Raw genomic sequence first — 19,255 nt, 5'->3', positions numbered from 1 at the left:
CAGGACCGCAGAAGGTAAAGAGGCCATACAGCTGTGATGGGCGCACGCTAATGGTTCCGCGAAAAACCATTGACGCCGCTGCGTCAACGCCTCGGCGGCGAGGGGCCGGGGGCTTCTAGCGCTCGTCCAGGGGCCGACCACCGAGGCGTACGGTGATCCTGCGCGCTGCCGCGGAGCATGCTTCTCCCAGTGCCTGCAGCCTTTCGGCAGAGACTCGGAAGCGGGGAGCCGGGATCAGGACGGCGGCCACGACAGCGCCCCGATGGTCATATACCGGTGCGGCCAGGCCCACTTCGTCGATTGAGGTGTCCCCGTAGTTAATGGTCCATCCTCGCCGGGTGTCCTCTTTCAGTCGGAGCATGTAGGCGTCCAGGCTCGATTCATCAAGCCCTGGATAAGTGATGGCGCCACTGCGCAGGAGGCCACGGACACGTTCTTCCGATTCTTGCGCTAGGAACACCTGGACTGATGAACTCAGTGCGTCGTTGTACCGGGCGCCGAGCGGGGTGGTGTGTTTGATCTGGTGGTGGCTGGCGATCTGTTCCACGCAGATGGATTCGTCACCGTTCCAGACCATGAGGGCGCTGGTTTCGCCGGTCTGCTCGGAGAGTTCAAGGAGCACGGGGTAGGCGACGCGCCGCTCTTCGAGTTCGGCAAGGAGGGGTCCGGCTACGGCTATCAGCCCGAGACCGAGGCGAAAGCGGCGGGTTTCTGCGTCGCGTTCCACTAGGCCTTCCTGTTCGAAAGTGGCCAGAATCCTGGAAACGCTGCTTTTGTGCAGTCCGACGCGGTTGGCGATTTCGGTGACCCCGAGGAGTGGCTCGTCTGCCGTGAAAGTGCGTAGGACGGCGATTGCATTGACGATGACGGATGCGCCCTTGCTGTCGCCGTTGCGTATGGTTTCGGGTTCTGTTGCGCTCATGGTGCTATCCATCATTCCCTAAGGTGGTCGAAAGCGGCGCCACCGAATTAGTGGCGCCACTTCCCATTTGGATCGTTGAGCGCTGGGGTCTAAGCGCCGATAATGTTGTGTTCCGGGCCGAAGGGGAATTTGGTGATGTTTTCGGCTCCGTCTTCACCCACCACGAGGATGTCATGCTCGCGGTAGCCGCCTGCACCCGGCTGGCCGTCCATGACGGTGATCATGGGCTCCATGGAGACCACCATTCCCGGTTCCAGGACGGTGTCGATGTCCTCGCGCAGTTCTAGGCCAGCCTCGCGGCCGTAATAGTGGCTGAGGACGCCGAAGGAGTGTCCGTACCCGAAGGTGCGGTTGGCCAGCAGGCCGTGGCCGACGTAGATTTCGTTGAGCTCAGCGGCGATGTCCTTGCATACGGCACCGGGTTTGATAAGTTCCAAACCACGCTCGTGGACCTCCACGTTAATGTTCCATAGCTCGAGTGAGCGGGCGTCCGGTTCACCGTAGAAGAGTGTCCGTTCTAGGGCTGTGTAGTAGCCGGAGGTCATGGGGAAGCAGTTCAGGGACAGGATGTCGTGTTCTTGGATCTTGCGGGTGGTGGCCCAGTTGTGGGCGCCGTCGGTGTTGATGCCGGACTGGAACCAGACCCAGGTGTCCCGGATCTCCGAGTTGGGGAAGGTGCGGGCGATTTCGTGGACCATGGCTTCGGTGCCGATCAGGGCAACCTCGTACTCCGTGATGCCAGCGGTGATGGCTTTACGGATGGCTTCCCCGCCGAGATCACCGATCCGGGCACCGTGCTTGATGACCGCGATCTCCTCTGCCGACTTAATCATCCGCTGGCGCATCGCGGACTGGGCCACGTCCACCAGTGATGCACCGGCGAAGGCTGCCTGGATCTTATTGCGGTTGTCCAACGGCAACGAGTCGTCCTCGACCCCGATCCTGCGCGCGTTGATGCCGCGGGTGCGGAGCACTTCCTGGATCGCGAAGATGTAGTTGTCGCGGCGCCAGTCGGTGTAGATGATGTTGTCGCCGAAACTACGACGCCACGGCATGCCTGCGTCGATGTTGGCCGTCACGGTAACGCTGTCATCCTTGGTGACCACCATGGCGTAGGGGCGGCCGAAGGTGGTGAACAAGAAGTCAGAGTAGTACTTGATCGAGTGATAGCTGGTCAGTATTACGGCGTCAAGGTCCTTTTCAACCATGATCTGGCGCAGTCCGGCGAGCCGGCGCTCAAATTCGGCATCGGAGAACGTCAGGCTGACTTTCTCGCCATTCTTTAGGACTTTGGTGCGCTCGAGTTCGGCGACAGACGTTGCGTTCTCGGATGCTGTGGTGGTCATTGGGTGGTGCCTTTCTGTGGTGCGGTTTTTGCCGTGAGTAAGTTCGAAGGCTGGTTCTATTCGTTGCGCAGGGGTTCTTTGCAGGTTTCCTTGGACATGGACACCGCGATAAGGGAAACGAGTGCTGCAGCGACGAGGTACCAGGCGGGCGCCAGGTCGTTTGACGTGGCCGCGATGAGAAGTGTTGCCATGAACGGGGCGGTGCCGCCGAAGAGAGCGTTGGAGAGGTTAAAGCTGACCGCGAAGCCGCTGTAGCGGACGCGGGTGGGGAACATTTCCGCAAGGAAGCTGGGGAGCGTTCCATCATTGAGGGTCAGCATCGCGCCGAGGAGAATTTGGACAAGCACGATAACCAGGAAGTTTCCAGTTCCCAAGAGCGCGAAGGCCGGAACCGTCAGGACGATAAAGGCTACGGATGCGCTCATCAGGACCTTCTTGCGGCCGTATCGGTCCGAAAGCATGCCGGTGAGGAAGATGAAGCCGATGTAGGTGACCAGGGCGATGGTCGTGGCAAGGAATGATTCCGTTTGGCCGAGACCCAGTTCTGAAGACAAATACGTGGGCATGTAGCTGAGAATCACGTAGAAGCCGACGGCGTTGAGCAGGACAGCACCTACAGCCTTGAGGAGTTGGCGCCAGTGGTTCCTGAACAGGCTGGATACAGGGGCCTTGATGGTTTCGTCTTCCGCTGCGAGTTCACGGAACACCGGGGTGTCTTCCAGCTTGGTCCGAATGTACCGTCCGATCAGGCCCATGGGGGCCGCTAGCAGGAAGGGCAGCCGCCAGCCCCAACTATGCATCGCCTCTGTACTGATCATGATTGTCAGCAGACCTGCGATCAAGGAGCCGAGGAGCAGGCCGGCGGCGGTACTAGCCGGAACCACGGCGGCGTATAGACCGCGCTTGTTCGCGGGTGCGTACTCCACCAGGAAGGCCGAGGCCCCGGCGTATTCACCTGAGGCGGAGAAGCCCTGTGCAACTCTGATGATCAGGAGCAGGATGGGCGCCCAGATGCCGATGGTGTCGTAGCCCGGGATGAGTGCGATGCAGAAAGTCGCTCCGGACATGATCAGGATGGAAAGAGAGAGTGCCGTCCGGCGGCCTACTTTGTCCCCGATGTGGCCCCAGACGAAGCCGCCGAGCGGTCGTACCAGGAAGGAAATCGCAAAGAGGGCGAAGGTCAGGAGGAGACCAGTCTGGGGATCTGATTCAGGGAAAAAGACTGTTGCGATGGTGACAGCCAGATAGCCGTAAACGGCGTAGTCGAACCATTCGACGAAGTTGCCGATGAAACTGGCCGCAATAACTCTGCGGCGTGTTTCTTTGCTGATGCCGTCTCCGTTGACGGGATGTATTTGGTCACTCGGAGGCAGTGACGATATTTCGTTACTCATGTATCCACCAATTGAAGTTGGGGCGTTGCTTTCAATGCAACATGGTTGCTCCAGATTAGAGGTGACCCGCACCACAGTCAAGAGTCAATTTCAACCCTTATGTGGGCTTTTCTGCGTCAGTCAACACTCTTGTCGGCACAGCGAAAAGTGATTGACCTTACAGTCGACGAGAGATAGTGTTGCATCACACACAACAGCGTTGCATAGAGAATTCGAAAGAGGTCATTATGATGAACAACCTCACTCAGTCGCTTGCGGTCACCGATCCCGAGGTCCAGGCGGCCATTACCGATGAGCTGATCCGCCAGCAGTCAACGCTAGAAATGATCGCGTCGGAGAATTTTGCCCCGTCCGCGGTCATGGAGGCGCAGGGGTCGGTGCTGACCAATAAGTACGCCGAGGGCTATCCGGGTAAGCGCTACTATGGCGGCTGCGAGCACGTTGACGTGGTTGAGCAGCTCGCTATCGACCGCGTGAAGGACCTGTTCGGTGCGGAGTTCGCGAACGTCCAGCCGCATTCTGGTGCGCAGGCCAACGCCGCGGCCATGTTCGCGCTGCTGAACCCTGGCGACACCATTATGGGCCTGAGCTTGGCCCATGGCGGGCACCTGACCCACGGTATGAAGATTAACTTCTCCGGCAAGCTCTACAACGTGGTCCCGTACCACGTGAGTGAATCCGATCTTCGGGTGGACATGGCTGAGGTGGAAGCACTGGCCTTAGAGCACCGGCCGAAATTGATCGTTGCTGGTTGGTCCGCGTATTCCCGGCAGCTTGATTTCGCCGAATTCCGTCGAATCGCCGACCTCGTCGGTGCTTACCTGATGGTGGACATGGCGCACTTCGCGGGCTTGGTGGCCGCCGGCCTGCACCCGAACCCTGTGCCCTACGCAGATGTCGTCACTACCACTACGCATAAGACCCTCGGCGGCCCGCGCGGCGGCGTCATCCTGGCCAAGGAGATCTACGCCAAGAAGATCAACAGCGCTGTCTTCCCCGGCCAGCAGGGTGGACCTCTAGAGCACGTCATCGCTGCCAAGGCCGTGGCCTTCAAGCTGGCCGCCAGCCCCGAATTCAAGGAACGCCAGGAGCGAGTCTTGCAGGGATCAAAGCTTCTGGCTGACCGCTTACTCCGCGACGACGTCGCCGCGGCCGGCATCTCCGTGGTCAACGGCGGAACCGACGTTCACCTGGTCCTAGTGGACCTGCGCAACTCCGAACTCGACGGCCAGCAGGCCGAAGACACGTTGCACCGGATCGGCATCACGGTCAACCGCAACGCCGTCCCGTTCGATCCCCGCCCGCCGATGGTTTCTTCCGGTCTTCGGATCGGTACTCCCGCCCTCGCTACCCGCGGCTTTGGCGCTACTGAATTCACCGAGGTCGCCGACATCATCGCAACAGCGCTGATCGCCGCGGCAGGCACTGGTGCCATTGATAACGAGACCGTGGCCCAACTCCATGCACGCGTTAGCGCACTGGCCGACCAGTTCCCCCTGTACCCTCACCTTTCCCGCGTCAAAGACGGCGCGGACGTTGCCGCCCTCGACCCAGACTTGATTGGAGCAGCCCAGTGAGCACGCACCAGCTTCCGGAGCACCCGGATTTTCTCTGGCGCAACCCGGAGCCTAAGTCCTCCTACGACGCCATCATTGTGGGCGGCGGCGGGCATGGCCTAGCTACTGCCTACTTCCTGGCGAAGAACCACGGGATGACCAACATCGCCGTCCTCGAAAAGGGCTGGCTGGCCGGTGGCAACATGGCGCGGAACACCACCATCATCCGGTCCAACTACCTGTGGGACGAGAGTGCGGCCATCTACGAGCACGCACTCAAGCTCTGGGAAGTCCTGCCTGAGGAGCTTGAATACGACTTCCTCTTCAGCCAGCGCGGCGTGATGAATCTTGCACACACCCTCGGCGACGTCCGCGAGAGCATGCGCCGGGTGGGCGCCAACAAACTCAACGGCGTGGACGCCGAATGGTTGGATCCGCAGCAGGTCAAGGAACTCTGCCCCATCCTGAACATCAACGACAACATCCGCTACCCCGTCATGGGTGCTACCTACCAGCCGCGCGCAGGCATCGCCAAGCACGACCACGTCGCGTGGGCCTTCGCCCGCAAATGCGACGAACTCGGCGTGGACATCATCCAGAACTGCGAAGTCACCGGCTTCGTCAAGAACGGCAACAGAGTCACCGGCGTCAAGACCAACCGCGGCACCATCAACACCGAGAAGGTAGGCCTGTGCGCCGCCGGGCACAGTTCGGTCCTGGCCGAGATGGCCGGCTTTGAACTGCCCATCCAGTCCCACCCACTGCAGGCGCTGGTTTCCGAGCTACACGAACCCGTCCACCCCACCGTGGTCATGTCCAACCACGTCCACGTCTACGTTTCCCAGGCGCACAAGGGCGAGTTGGTCATGGGCGCCGGAGTGGACTCCTACAACGGCTACGGCCAACGCGGGTCCTTTCACGTGATCGAACACCAGATGGCTGCTGCCGTCGAGTTGTTCCCCATTTTCGCCCGGGCCCACGTGCTCCGGACCTGGGGCGGCATCGTCGACACCACCCTGGACGCCTCCCCGATTGTTGGCACCACTCCGGTGGAGAACATGTTCGTCAACTGCGGCTGGGGAACCGGCGGCTTCAAAGGCACTCCCTCAGCGGGTTTCACCTTCGCCCACACCATCGCCACGGGAACGCCGCACAAACTCAACAAACCCTTCGCGCTGGAACGCTTCGAAACCGGCGCACTCATCGACGAACACGGCGCAGCCGCCGTGGCCCACTAGCCGCCAGCGACCATAGAAAGAAGACGCACATGCTGCTCATCTCATGCCCTAACTGCGGCTCGCGCGACGAGACCGAGTTCCACTACGGCGGCCAGGCCCACGTTCCGTACCCGGAGAACCCGAACGAACTAAACGACCGCGAATGGGCTCATTTCCTGTTCTACCGGGCCAACACCAAAGGCATTTTCGCCGAGCGCTGGCTGCATAGCACCGGATGCAGGCAGTGGTTCAACATGCTCCGCGACACCGTCACCTACGACATCCAGGCCATCTACCCGATGGGAGCGCCCCGCCCGGACGCGCCGGGCCCGGCATCTGAAGCCGGCACCGCGAGTCTTGCCGCTGACAGCACCACTACCGGGACCGCGGCTCCGAATATTTCCGGCACAAGCATCGCCCCCACGGATCCAACCCCCAGCACCACCGCCCCGGAAGGAGCAACCAAGTGACTTCCCAGCACGCCCGCCTCGCCGCCGGCGGACGCATCGACCGCAGCATCACCTGGCGTTTCACCGTAAACGGCGAGGAATTTGTAGGCCATCCTGGCGATACACTGGCCTCGGCCATGCTGGCCAACGGCCGCATCGCCGTCGGCAACTCCCTCTACGAGGACCGCCCTCGCGGCATCATGTCCTCCGGCGTGGAGGAAACCAACGCCCTGGTCAGGATCGAGCCGCGGTTCCCCGGCCACGTGGCCGAATCCATGCTTCCCGCGACCACCGTCACTCTGGTGGACGGCCTGCAGGCGGACCTGCTCAACGGGCTGGGCCGGCTGGATCCAGAAGAGGACCACGCCGAATACGACAAGAAGTACGTCCACACCGACGTCCTGGTGATTGGTGGCGGTCCTGCCGGCCTGGCTGCGGCCCGCGAAGCTGTCCGCACCGGTGCCCGCGTGATGCTGATGGACGACCAGCCCGAACTGGGCGGCTCGCTCTTGTCCTGTTCCACTGCACCCGGCCAGGCCGAAACCATTGAGGGCAAGCCCGCCCTGGAATGGGTGGCGGACGTCGAAGCCGAGCTCGTCTCGGCCACCGAATCAACTGTCCTGAACCGCACCACCGCTTTCGGAGCCTACGACGCCAACTACGTCATCGCGGTCCAGAACCGTACCGATCACCTCTCCAGCCCCGCGGCTTCCGGCGTATCCCGGCAGCGGATCTGGCACGTGCGTGCCAACCAAGTGGTCCTGGCCCCCGGCGCCCACGAACGTCCGCTGGTCTTCGAGAACAACGACCGCCCCGGCATCATGTTGGCCTCCGCCGTCCGCAGCTACCTCAACCGTTATGCAGTTGCTGCCGGGCAGCGGGTGCTCATCAGCACCACCAACGACAGCGCTTACGCCCTTGCCGCGGACCTTTGCGCCGCCGGCGTCAATGTTGCCGCTGTCGTCGACGCCCGCGCGGTGCTCAGTGCAGTGGCAGCTACCGCCGTCGAATCAGGCATGCGCGTGCTGATCGGCAGTGCCGTTGCAGATACCTCGGCCGGTCCGAATTCCCGGCTTGACGGTGTGACCGTGCGCAGCATCAACGACGACGGGGAACTGACCTCCGGCGTCGAAGAGATCGCCTGCGATCTCTTGGCTGTCTCCGGTGGCTGGAGCCCGCTGGTGCACCTCCACTCCCAGCGGCAGGGCAAACTTCGCTGGGATGATGACTTGGCCGCATTTGTGCCGAGCACCGTGGTCCCCAACCAGCAGAGTGTCGGTTCCGGCCGCGGCAGCTTCGCCTTGACCGATTGCATCGCCGAAGGCATCTCCGCCGGTGCGTCGGCAGCGATCGCCGCCGGCTTCGAATCCGCCGTTGTACCCGCTCCGCTACAGGACGTGAAGGCCTCGGCCCCCACCCGCCAACTGTGGCTGGTCCCCGGCACGGCCGGCACCCCAGATGACTGGCACCACCACTTCGTGGACTTCCAGCGGGACCAGTCAGTGGCTGACGTGCTGCGGTCCACGGGCGCTGGCATGCGGTCTGTGGAGCACATCAAGCGGTACACCTCCATCAGCACTGCCAACGACCAAGGCAAGACCTCCGGTGTCAACGCGATCGGCGTCATCGCCGCCGCATTGCGCACGGCCGGCGAAGCAACCAGAGGGATCGGTGACATTGGCACCACCACCTACCGGGCGCCGTTCACTCCGGTGGCGTTCGCCGCATTGGCCGGCCGTCAGCGAGGCGAACTGTTCGATCCCGCCCGTGTCACCTCGATCCACCCCTGGCACGTGGCCAAGGAAGCCCTGTTCGAGGACGTCGGGCAGTGGAAGCGCCCCTGGTACTACCCGCAAGCCGGGGAAGACATGGATACTGCCGTGCTGCGCGAATGCGCCGCAGTCCGCGACTCCGTGGGATTCATGGACGCCACCACGCTCGGCAAGATCGAAATCCGAGGCAAGGACGCCGGTGAATTCCTCAACCGGATCTACACCAACGCGTTCAAGAAGCTCGCCCCGGGCTCTGCCCGCTACGGCGTGATGTGCATGGCGGACGGCATGATCTTCGACGACGGCGTGACCCTGCGCCTGGACCAGGACCGGTACTTCATGACCACCACGACCGGTGGCGCCGCCAAGGTACTGGACTGGCTGGAGGAATGGCTCCAGACCGAATGGCCGGAACTGGACGTGCACTGCACCTCGGTGACCGAACAGTGGAGCACCATCGCCGTCGTAGGGCCTAAGTCCCGCGCGGTCCTGGCGAAGGTAGCCCCGGAACTGGCCAAGGATGGCGGACTGGACGCGGAAGCCTTCCCGTTCATGACCTTCCGCGAAACCACCCTCGCCTCCGGTGTGCAGGCCCGCGTCTGCCGGATCTCGTTCTCCGGTGAACTGGCCTACGAAATCAACATCCCCGCTTGGTACGGGCTGAACACGTGGGAAACTGTGGCCGCCGCCGGAGCCGAATTCAACATCACCCCCTACGGCACCGAAACCATGCACGTACTCCGCGCCGAAAAGGGCTACCCGATCGTCGGCCAGGACACGGACGGTACCGTCACCCCGCAAGACGCCGGGATGGAATGGGTGGTATCCAAAGCCAAGGACTTCATCGGCAAGCGCTCTTATGCACGCACTGATGCCCAGCGTGAAGACCGCAAACACCTGGTCAGCGTCCTTCCCGCCGACACATCCCTACGGCTGCCAGAAGGCACCCAGTTGGTGGAGAAAGGACGCTCCACTAACCCCGCCTACGGCCCTGTTCCCATGCAAGGTTTCGTCACCTCGAGCTACCACAGCGCCGCGCTGGGCCGCTCGTTCGCCCTGGCACTGATCCACAACGGCCGCAACCGCATCGGTGAAACCCTCGTAGCTGCCGCAGGTGACCAGCTAGTTGATGTCGTTGTCGCAGAAACCGTACTTTTTGACCCCGAAGGGACCCGTAAAGATGGCTAACACAGCAGCAATCGAAGGCATCAATGGACTCCGGGACATCCGCCGCAGCCCAGCCTCCCACCTGACCGCAGCACTGAAAGCGGGTTCCGTCCAAGGCAAGGTTGTCCTCGCCGAAGGCCCCTTCCAGACCATGGCGGGAATTCGCGTGGACCCAAGCTCCGAAGAGGGGGCTAGGATCGCCGCCGCTACCGGCGGACTGCCGGCTCGCTGCGGCGACGTGGGCGGCACCGACGGCATCAGCGTCCTTTGGCTCGGCCCATCGGAATTCTTGGTGGTGGCACCGGAAGCTGCCCACGATTCCCTGGGCGGCAACCTCATTGGTTCCCTCATCGAGGCCCTAGGCGAAGCATCCGGCCAGGTGGTGGACCTCTCCGCCAACCGCACCACGTTCGAGCTCTCCGGACCGCATGCTCGCGCTGTTCTTGAGAAGGGCTGCTCCCTGGATCTGCACCCCCGCAGCTTCACCCCGGAAACCGCGCTGAACACTGAGGTAGGCAACATTCCGGTGGTCCTGCAGAAGACCGGGGAAGAGAGCTTCCGCCTCTTCCCCCGCGCCTCCTTCGCGGACTTCCTGGGCCGCTGGCTCCTCGATGCAATGCGCGAGTACGCCTCGCCAGAGGTCCCCTAAATGGCTCTCAGCGCCTTGGATCTTTTCTCTGTTGGCATCGGGCCGTCCTCATCACACACGGTCGGTCCGATGCGGGCAGCGAAACTGTTTGCCGAAGGACTTAAAGCGGACGGCCATCTACACGACACGGTCCGAGTTCAGTCCGAACTCTTCGGATCACTCGGTGCAACGGGCCGCGGCCATGGCTCCGACAAGGCAGTGGTCTTGGGCCTGCAGGGCCTCGACCCGGAAACGGTGAACACCGCCACCGCAGACGATCAAGTGGCTGCCGCCGCTCTGGACGCCGAACTCCGGATCGGTGGAAATCACCGGGTGGACTTCAACTGGGAGGAAGACGTGCTCCTGCACCGCCGTAAGTCCCTGCCAGCCCACCCCAACGGCATGACTTTCCGCGCACTGGACCATACCGGTTCTGTCCTGAGCGAACGCAGCTTCTATTCCATTGGGGGCGGCTTCGTTGTTGACGGCGATGCCAACCCCGGCGACCAGGTGGTGGCGGATGAAACGCCCTTGCCGTACCCCTTCACCACCGCTGACGAACTCCTGGGGATCTGTAAGCGCGAGGGAATGTCCATCTCTGATGTGATGCTCGCCAACGAGCTGGTATGGCGCAGCGAGGTGGAGCTCCGCGAGAGCCTACTGAAGCTGTGGGCCGTGATGCGCGAATGCGTTGACAACGGCTGCGCCGCCGAGGGCATCCTTCCTGGCGGACTCAAAGTCAAGCGCCGGGCGCCGTCGCTGTTCCGCACGCTGACCGCGGACACCGGTGTCACGGATCCGCTCCGGGCCATGGAATGGGTGAACCTGTTTGCTCTGGCGGTGAATGAGGAAAATGCTGCCGGCGGCCGCATTGTCACCGCGCCCACCAACGGCGCGGCGGGAATCGTGCCCGCCGTCCTCCACTACTACATCAAATTTGTTCCGGGAGCCGACGACGACGGGGTGGTCCGTTTCCTGCTGACGGCGGCCGCCGTCGGCATCCTCTTCAAGATCAATGCCTCCATCTCCGGCGCCGAAGTCGGTTGCCAAGGTGAGGTGGGCTCGGCCTGCTCTATGGCGGCAGCCGGGCTCTGCGAGGTGCTGGGCGGCACCCCCGAACAGGTGGAAAACGCCGCCGAAGTGGGGATCGAGCACAACCTTGGCCTGACCTGCGACCCCGTAGGCGGCCTGGTACAGATTCCCTGCATCGAACGGAACGCGATCGCCAGCGTGAAAGCCATCAACGCTGCACGGCTGGCACTGCACGGCGACGGCAGCCATAAGGTTTCGCTGGATAAAGCCATCAAAACCATGCGTGAGACAGGAGCGGACATGAAAACCAAATACAAGGAGACCTCCCGCGGAGGCCTCGCGGTCAACGTGATTGAGTGCTGAGCCATGACTGCTATTGAGGCTGAAGCCTCTTCCGGACGCTCCCTGAACACCGTGGAGCATGTGCTGACGCTGGAATGCCGTGAATCCCCTGGCATTGTCCATGCCGTTTCCGGGTTCCTGCTCGAACACGGCTGCGACATCATCGACAACCAACAGTTCGGCGAACGCTCGGAAAAGCACTTTTTTATGCGGGTGCACTTCTCGTCCGACGGTGATGCCACCACCGCGGACGCGCTACGGGAGGCATTTGTCCCGGTAGCGAACCGCTTCGGCATGGGTTGGCGGCTGGAACGGCACGGTTCCAAGCGCAGGGTCCTGATTATGGTGTCCAAGTTCGGGCACTGCCTCAACGACCTGCTGTTTCGTGCCCGGATCGGCGAACTGCCCATCGAAGTAGTGGCGGTGGTGTCAAACCACACCGACCACCAGACGCTGGTGGAGTGGCACGGCGTCCCTTTCTTCCACGTGCCGGTCACCCCAGCCACCAAACCCGAGGCGGAAGCCAGGCTGCTGGACCTTGTGGCCGAACTCAACGTCGAGCTCGTAGTCCTGGCCCGCTACATGCAGGTCCTCAGCGACGCCCTCACCCGCAAGCTTGAGGGCCAGGCCATTAACATCCACCACTCGTTCCTACCCAGCTTCAAGGGCGCAAAACCGTACCACCAGGCCTACGCCCGTGGCGTGAAAACAGTGGGTGCCACGGCACACTACGTCAACGCTGAACTCGATGAAGGACCAATCATCGCCCAGCAGACGGTGGAAGTGGACCATACTTTCGGGCCGGAGGACCTTGTGGCTGCCGGCCGCGATACCGAATGCAAGGCACTCAGCAACGCCGTGCGCTGGCACTGCGAAGGCCGCGTGATCCGTCAAGGCAACAGAACCATCGTGCTGCGCTAACAATGGTTTCGGCCAAAATTCGGTGAAACTTGGTCCCAAGCGTGTTTGCCTCCCCACAAAAATGAGAGAACAACCAATGAATCAGGCAATCTTGCCGATCACGGGCAGCAACCGCGTGAAGCGCGGCATGGCCGAGATGCTCAAGGGCGGCGTCATCATGGACGTGGTCAACGTTGAACAGGCCCGCATTGCCGAAGACGCCGGTGCAGTGGCCGTGATGGCGCTCGAGCGCGTGCCAGCTGATATCCGCGCGCAGGGCGGCGTGTCCCGGATGTCCGATCCGGACATGATCGACGCGATCATTGCCGCCGTATCGGTCCCCGTCATGGCCAAGGCCCGCATCGGCCACTTCGTCGAGGCCTAGGTCCTGCAGTCCCTCGGCGTTGACTACATCGACGAGTCAGAGGTCCTGACCCCTGCCGACTACGTCAACCACATCGACAAATGGAACTTCAAGGTCCCGTTTGTCTGTGGCGCCACCAACCTCGGTGAGGCACTGCGTCGCATCAACGAAGGTGCTGCCATGATCCGGTCCAAGGGCGAGGCCGGTACCGGCGATGTTTCCAACGCCACGGGCCACATGCGCCAGATCCGCTCCGAGATCGCCAAGCTGGCCGCTCTGCCCGAGGACGAGCTGTATGTTGCGGCCAAGGAACTTCAGGCCCCGTACGAATTGGTCAAGGAAGTCGCAGCAGCAGGGAAGCTTCCCGTTGTCCTGTTCACCGCTGGCGGCATCGCCACCCCTGCGGACGCTGCCATGATGATGCAGCTCGGCGCTGACGGCGTGTTCGTCGGCTCCGGAATTTTCAAGTCCGGCAACCCGGCTCAGCGCGCCGCTGCCGTGGTCAAGGCCACCACGTTCTTCGATGACCCCGACGTGATCGCCAAGGCCTCGCGTGGCCTGGGCGAGGCAATGGTGGGCATCAACGTGGACGAGATCCCGCAGCCGCACCGCCTCGCCGAACGCGGCTGGTAAGCCACCCGTTGGAGGACATCTAAAGCGCTGGGCGACGATTGGTCCCGCTGATTAGCATGGCTGCAGTGACTCGACTCTAGGAAATTCGCGAGAGGGAAAGTCGTAGCCTCATGCAGGGCCAGTTCACCTGAATTGACTCATGAGCCCCAAAAAATATCCCTGATCAACCGATCCTGACTGCAACCTACGGTGCGGTCATAATCGACGGCGAGGCATGCCTGGTTGCTGACCGTCCACGGGGATGACAGGGTGGGCCGTTTCAGCGCTTGTGTCCCCCGAGTTTCCGGGTGAGGGCGCAAGACGGGTTCCAGAGAGGTGAAACATGTCGGTCAGCATCCTTCCCACAGATCGTGGTCTGCGTTTGGGCGTAGGCCTGTTGGGAATCCTGATTATCGCGGCGAACCTTCGGGTCAGCTTCGTTTCCGTGGGACCTCTTCTTGAAGACATTTCGAACGACGTCGGACTTTCAGGGGCGCAGGCTGGGCTACTAACTGGTCTGCCCCTGTTGGCTTTCGCGCTCTTTTCGCCGCTGGCGCCGGGCATGGCGCGCATAGCGGGCCTGGACAGGGCCTCTTGGCTATCCATGTTCATTCTTGCTGTCGGCATTGTGCTCCGGTCTCTGGAGCTTCCGGGGATGATCTGGGTGGGAACGGTGCTGATTGGCGCCGGTATCGCTTTCCTGAATGTGCTGGTGCCTTCCTTGGTCAAGCGGCAGTTCCCCTCGAGGGTGAGTCAAGTGACGGGTTTCTATACCTCAATCCAGGGCGCCGCTGCAGCCCTTGGTGCCGCATTCGTTGTCCCGGTTGCTCAAGTGACACCTTTGGGCTGGAGACTATCCCTAGGCCTCTGGGTAGGTCTTGCGCTTGTAGCTTTAGCCGTATTGCTGCCCAAGACTTTTCGGAGGGAATCCCCACCATCAGCAAATGACTCCCGATCCCGGTCCGCCCGCTCCCCCTGGAGAACACTCCTTGGCTGGCAAGTAACTCTTTTCATGGGCTTTCAGTCGCTGACTTACTACGTGTTCGGCGCTTGGTTGCCTACCATTGAACGAACTCATGGCGTCTCTGAGACCACGGCTGGGCTGCACATGGCGCTCTTCCTGCTCGTGGGTATGGGCGCAAGCCTGGGCACGGGCATCCTCATGGGGCGTATGGCAGATCAGCGCATCGTTGGACTCACCGGCAGCCTCCTGGCGCTGACGGCTTTCCTGGGCCTGGCGCTGGCGCCGGACCTCATGCTGTTATGGGTCATTTCCGCCGCACTCGCTTGTGGCTGTCTCATCGTTGTGGCGCTGTCCTTGTTCAGCCTCCGAACCGACAGCCCTAGGCAAGCTGCGCGGCTTTCCGGAATGGCGCAATCCGGAGGCTATGCCATCGCCAGCGTCGGACCCCTGGCCTTCGGTCTGCTCCATGATGCAACCGGCGGCTTTGAACTGCCACTACTCCTTAGTGCCGGATGCATGGTTGTGCTGTGTCTCTTGGCTGTTCTCGTAGGGCGTTCGCGGACCATCGGATAGCGAAGACGGCGAGATGCCAGTGGTAGCGGGACGGTACGGCACAAAAGAATCTCGTGCTGACTGCACGAGAGCTCCAAGGTACCCGTGCAGCTTCTCCTATTTCGGCTCGGGACCCGCCGGTGAGCTTCAATATGAGACGAGCCCAAAAGCCGAAAGTTCTCCCGTCAGTCACAATTCGCGATGATGAGGAGCCCTATACAACGAAGCCATGGCGAGGTAACATTCCAGAACAGCGTGATGCAAGTCACGTGACCTGGGAGCAGCAGGCAGGGTCGTAATGAGCTGGCATCAATCGATGCTGGCTCTTTTTTGTGGGCTGGCCAACTTTTATGAGCGCGGAAAACTGCGCCCTACTTCAATACGGAATTAATTTTCCGGATTATGGAAGGAATTGGTTATGAGCAGCAAGATCATCCTCGGCGACAACCAGTACGGCAAAGCAGAGGTCCGGGTCGTGAAGATCACCCGCGACACTGACCGCCACGAAATCGAAGACCTCAACGTCACCTCGCAGCTGCGTGGCGATTTCGCTGCGGCTCACCTCGAAGGCGACAACGCCCATGTGGTGGCCACGGATACCCAGAAGAACACCATCTACGCCTTTGCCCGCGACGGCGTGGGCTCACCCGAAGCCTTCGTCCTGCGGCTCGGCGAGCACTTCACCTCCTCCTTTGACTGGGTCACCGGCGGACGCTGGGAAGCCGAGTCCTACAGCTGGGACCGCATTCAGGCCCACGGCGCCGAACACGATCACTCGTTCGTCCGCAACGGCCAGGAAGTCCGCACCGCCGTCCTGGTCCGGGACGGCAACACCAATCACCTGATCTCCGGCCTCAAGGACCTGACAGTCCTGAAGTCCACCCAGTCCGGATTCACCGGCTACCCGCGGGACCGCTACACCACCCTGCCGGAAACCACCGACCGCATCCTGGCCACGGACGTTTCCGCCCGCTGGCGCTACAAGACCGGCACGGACTTCACCTCCGTTGACTTCAACAAGGGCTACGAGGACGTCAAGGCCCTCCTGCTCGAAGGCTTCACGGAAAACTACTCCAACGCCCTCCAGCAGACCCTGTTCGACATGGGCACCAAGGTCCTCGAGGCCCATAGCGAGATCGATGAGATCAAGTTCTCGATGCCGAACAAACACCACTTCCTGGTGGACCTGTCGCCGTTCGGCCTCGACAACCCCAACGAGGTTTTCTTCGCCGCAGACCGTCCCTACGGCCTGATCGAAGCCACGGTCCTCCGCGACGACGCCACCCAGGCGCCGGGCGCCTGGTCCGGCATCGCCGGATTCTGCTGAACCTTCCGCGGCAACGCATAAAAAACTGTGAAGGTGCCGGGTTCTGCACCGAGCCCGGTACCATCGCACTCCATTCTCCACGCGCACCCCGACTGCAGGGCTTGCCGTGAAGGGCCAACCGGTCCGCGCACTCTTCTCACCAATTGTTAGCCAGACACCGTTAGCCAGACAATGCCGTCTGCCATGAACCCAGAAAGTCTGCCATGAACAGCAAAAAGCGATCATCTACAGCCCTTACCGATAAAGGCTCCCCCACGGCTCGGCCGGAGGACGAACGGCTCTCCATTGGGAGTAGCTTTGCCTACGGTTTCCAACACGTCCTCACCATGTACGGGGGTATCGTCGCCGTCCCGCTGATTGTTGGTCAGGCTGCAGGAATGCCTCCCGGGGACATCGGCGTTTTGATCGCTGCCGCTCTCTTCATGGGCGGCCTTGCCACACTCCTGCAAACCATCGGCATCCCGTTCTTCGGTTCGCAGCTCCAGCTGGTCCAGGGCGTCTCTTTCGCGGGCGTGGCAACGATGGTCGCCATCGTCACGACCGGCGGCGGGATCCAGTCGGTCTTTGGTGCTGTCATCGTTTCAGCCGCCGTCGGTCTGCTCATCGCACCTGTCTTCTCGAAAATCGTCAGGTTCTTCCCGCCAGTGGTCACCGGTACCGTGATCACCACCATCGGCCTCACCCTGATGCCCGTTGCCGCCAACTGGGCCATGGGTGGCAACAAGACCGCCGCGAACTACGGCAGCATGGAAAACATCGGACTCGCCGCCATCACCCTGGCCCTCGTTCTCCTCCTGAGTAAACTCGGCAACGCGACCATCTCCCGGCTTTCGATCCTTTTAGCCATGGTCATCGGCACGCTGGTCGCTGTCGTCACCGGCATGGCCAACTTCGCTAAGGTCGGCGACGGTCCCATCGTGGCGTTCCCTACACCTTTCCAGCTCGGCGTCCCCACCTTCGAAATCGCTGCCATCATTTCCATGCTGATCGTTGTCCTGGTGATCCTCACTGAAACCATGGCGGACATCCTCGCCGTGGGAGAAATCATCGGAACGAAAGTCGATTCAAAGCGCATCGCAGCCGGACTCCGGGCGGACATGGGATCGAGCCTCATCGCCCCCATCTTCGGATCTTTCACCCAGAGCGCTTTCGCCCAGAATGTCGGGCTGGTCGCCGTGACGAAAATAAAGAGCCGCTACGTCGTAGCCGCCGGCGGCGTCATCCTCGTCGCTCTCGGTCTGCTGCCCGTCATGGGTCGTGTGGTCGCAGCCGTCCCGACAGCAGTTCTCGGAGGCGCCGGCATCGTCCTCTTCGGCACCGTCGCAGCCAGTGGTATCCGAACCCTGGCCAAGGTCGAATACAAGAACAACATGAACCTCATCATCGTGGCAGCCTCGATCGGCTTCGGCATGATCCCGATCGCGGCACCTACCTTTTACGATAAATTCCCAACCTGGTTCGCCACCATCTTCCACTCCGGCATCAGCTCCGCCGCCGTCATGGCAATCCTCCTGAACCTCCTCTTCAACCACCTCAAAGCAGGGAACTCAGAAAACCAATCAGTTTTCGTGGCAGGAACCGGTCGGGTAGTCAGGGAAGAAGACCTAAACTTCCTAGCCCACGGCGACCGCTACGAAAACGGCAAACTCATCGACTGCGACGGCAAAGAAGTCTCCGTTCAATCCCCCACCGAAGATCAGCACTAGTCCGCTGCAGCCACACCCCGCACACCCAACGGTCGGTGCGCCACCCACTACAGCGCCTGTGATCAGCGTCGGAGGTTGTTAAGGAATGAAAATGGACTACGACCCTCAAGAAGAGCTCGACGGCACCGACATTGCAGTGGCGGAGCATCAATTCGAAGACTTCCAGGAAAGAACAAGTGTGTCCATCGCTGATCACGATGATGCGGTATCCATGGGCTTTCCGTGCCCAGCAAATCGCGTCCATACACGGTGGACTAAGCGTCTCAAAGTGGGCGAACATGTCAGTTTCGTTGCCGAGGGCGTCAGTGGCAGCGGAACCATAGACGCTGTGATGCCCGATCGGTCCGTCATCTGGATATGGTCAGACGGCGGCCTCGGCCGGCGAATGCTACATCGCGGAAAAGGCACGTCGATCAATGCCGACCGGCCACAACTGGAAACTACCTGAGCACTCCCTGCACGAAAATGCCCAGGGCAAATTATCAACATCTCGTAAACGAAAGGAACGCTATGCCTTCATTGCCTGGAGTTGACCACATCGCCCTAACCGTCGTCGACGTGGAAAAGAGCTCAGCTTTCTACGCAACGCTGCTGGGCATCCAGCCCAGCAGCACTATGAACGACGGCGCGTTCTTGCGTAAGAAATTTACCCTTGCCGGTGGTCTGGGGCTGGGCCTCACGGAGCATCAACCCTCCGAGGGTGCGGATCCGTTCAATGAACAGAACCCCGGACTCGACCACGTCGGGTTTTCCGTCGCAGAGATCTCCCAGCTCGAACAGTGGGCCTCGCATCTTGAGAGCATGGGGGTTCTTCACAGCGGCCTGGTAGATGCTTCCTATGGAACCGTGTTGAGCTTCAAGGATCCTGATGGAATAGCGCTTGAGTTCTTCACACCAAGCACGCCGGCGTGATAACCACTCACCAACCTCGCCCCTTGATCAATGAGAACCTTCTGACTGCTCTTCGCCTCGACCCTCTCGCTGCGCTGTACCAGGGCGGAGCGA

15 protein-coding genes and 1 pseudogene are annotated in these 19,255 nt (G+C 61.5%); 13 read left to right on the top strand and 3 right to left on the bottom strand.

Features of this window, described 5'->3' with window-relative positions; all coding sequences use genetic code 11:
- Window positions 1-115 precede the first annotated feature (115 nt).
- The 3 genes from PSET11_RS01265 to PSET11_RS01255 form a co-directional block, all read right to left on the bottom strand.
- Window positions 116-922, bottom strand: a complete 807-nt coding sequence (locus PSET11_RS01265; RefSeq protein ID WP_124089970.1) for an IclR family transcriptional regulator — start codon at window positions 920-922, stop codon at window positions 116-118.
- A gap of 89 nt (window positions 923-1,011) precedes the next feature.
- Window positions 1,012-2,268 (bottom strand): aminopeptidase P family protein, encoded by a 1,257-nt coding sequence (locus PSET11_RS01260; RefSeq protein WP_124089968.1) that lies wholly within the window; start codon window positions 2,266-2,268, stop codon window positions 1,012-1,014.
- A 56-nt stretch (window positions 2,269-2,324) separates the two neighbouring features.
- Window positions 2,325-3,662: an MFS transporter gene (locus PSET11_RS01255; RefSeq protein WP_124089966.1), complete on the bottom strand. Its 1,338-nt coding sequence runs from the start codon at window positions 3,660-3,662 to the stop codon at window positions 2,325-2,327.
- A gap of 227 nt (window positions 3,663-3,889) precedes the next feature.
- Here PSET11_RS01255 and glyA point away from each other — a divergent pair, with 227 nt between their 5' ends.
- The 13 genes and pseudogenes from glyA (at window position 3,890) to PSET11_RS01195 (ending at window position 19,162) form a co-directional block, all read left to right on the top strand.
- Window positions 3,890-5,239, top strand: a complete 1,350-nt coding sequence (glyA, locus tag PSET11_RS01250; protein WP_124089963.1) for a serine hydroxymethyltransferase — start codon at window positions 3,890-3,892, stop codon at window positions 5,237-5,239.
- A complete protein-coding gene (locus PSET11_RS01245) occupies window positions 5,236-6,456 on the top strand; it encodes a sarcosine oxidase subunit beta family protein (protein ID WP_124089961.1) in 1,221 nt (406 codons plus the stop codon). Before glyA ends, PSET11_RS01245 begins: the two co-directional genes overlap by 4 nt.
- 29 nt (window positions 6,457-6,485) lie before the next feature.
- A complete protein-coding gene (locus tag PSET11_RS01240) occupies window positions 6,486-6,905 on the top strand; it encodes a sarcosine oxidase subunit delta (protein WP_124089959.1) in 420 nt (139 codons plus the stop codon).
- On the top strand, window positions 6,902-9,844 hold the full coding sequence (locus tag PSET11_RS01235) for a sarcosine oxidase subunit alpha family protein (protein WP_124089957.1): 2,943 nt from the start codon (window positions 6,902-6,904) through the stop codon (window positions 9,842-9,844). Before PSET11_RS01240 ends, PSET11_RS01235 begins: the two co-directional genes overlap by 4 nt.
- Window positions 9,837-10,472, top strand: a complete 636-nt coding sequence (locus PSET11_RS01230) for a sarcosine oxidase subunit gamma (RefSeq protein WP_124089954.1) — start codon at window positions 9,837-9,839, stop codon at window positions 10,470-10,472. Before PSET11_RS01235 ends, PSET11_RS01230 begins: the two co-directional genes overlap by 8 nt.
- Window positions 10,473-11,846, top strand: coding sequence for an L-serine ammonia-lyase (locus PSET11_RS01225; RefSeq protein ID WP_124089952.1), 1,374 nt, complete (start codon window positions 10,473-10,475; stop codon window positions 11,844-11,846).
- 3 nt (window positions 11,847-11,849) lie between these two features.
- Window positions 11,850-12,746, top strand: coding sequence for a formyltetrahydrofolate deformylase (purU, locus tag PSET11_RS01220; RefSeq protein WP_124089950.1), 897 nt, complete (start codon window positions 11,850-11,852; stop codon window positions 12,744-12,746).
- Between the two features lie 76 nt (window positions 12,747-12,822).
- Window positions 12,823-13,722, top strand: a pseudogene (gene pdxS / locus PSET11_RS01215) (pyridoxal 5'-phosphate synthase lyase subunit PdxS).
- Between the two features lie 322 nt (window positions 13,723-14,044).
- The gene (locus tag PSET11_RS01210; protein ID WP_124089948.1) at window positions 14,045-15,238 is read left to right on the top strand and encodes an MFS transporter; all 1,194 of its coding nucleotides are present in this window, start codon (window positions 14,045-14,047) and stop codon (window positions 15,236-15,238) included.
- Window positions 15,239-15,635: 397 nt separating this feature from the next.
- Window positions 15,636-16,544 (top strand): factor-independent urate hydroxylase, encoded by a 909-nt coding sequence (gene pucL, locus PSET11_RS01205; protein WP_124089946.1) that lies wholly within the window; start codon window positions 15,636-15,638, stop codon window positions 16,542-16,544.
- 203 nt (window positions 16,545-16,747) lie between these two features.
- A complete protein-coding gene (locus PSET11_RS01200) occupies window positions 16,748-18,250 on the top strand; it encodes a nucleobase:cation symporter-2 family protein (protein ID WP_124089944.1) in 1,503 nt (500 codons plus the stop codon).
- Between the two features lie 91 nt (window positions 18,251-18,341).
- A complete protein-coding gene (locus PSET11_RS16585; protein WP_160118941.1) occupies window positions 18,342-18,698 on the top strand; it encodes a hypothetical protein in 357 nt (118 codons plus the stop codon).
- Window positions 18,699-18,760: 62 nt separating this feature from the next.
- Entirely contained in the window at window positions 18,761-19,162 is a 402-nt protein-coding gene (locus PSET11_RS01195; protein ID WP_160118940.1) for a VOC family protein, read from the top strand.
- Window positions 19,163-19,255: the final 93 nt, after the last annotated feature.

The organism is Arthrobacter ulcerisalmonis, assembly GCF_900609065.1.
Classification (GTDB): Bacteria; Actinomycetota; Actinomycetes; order Actinomycetales; family Micrococcaceae; genus Arthrobacter; species Arthrobacter ulcerisalmonis.
The sequence above is the reverse complement of the archived record's forward strand: the minus strand, read 5'-3'. Positions and strand labels throughout refer to the sequence as shown.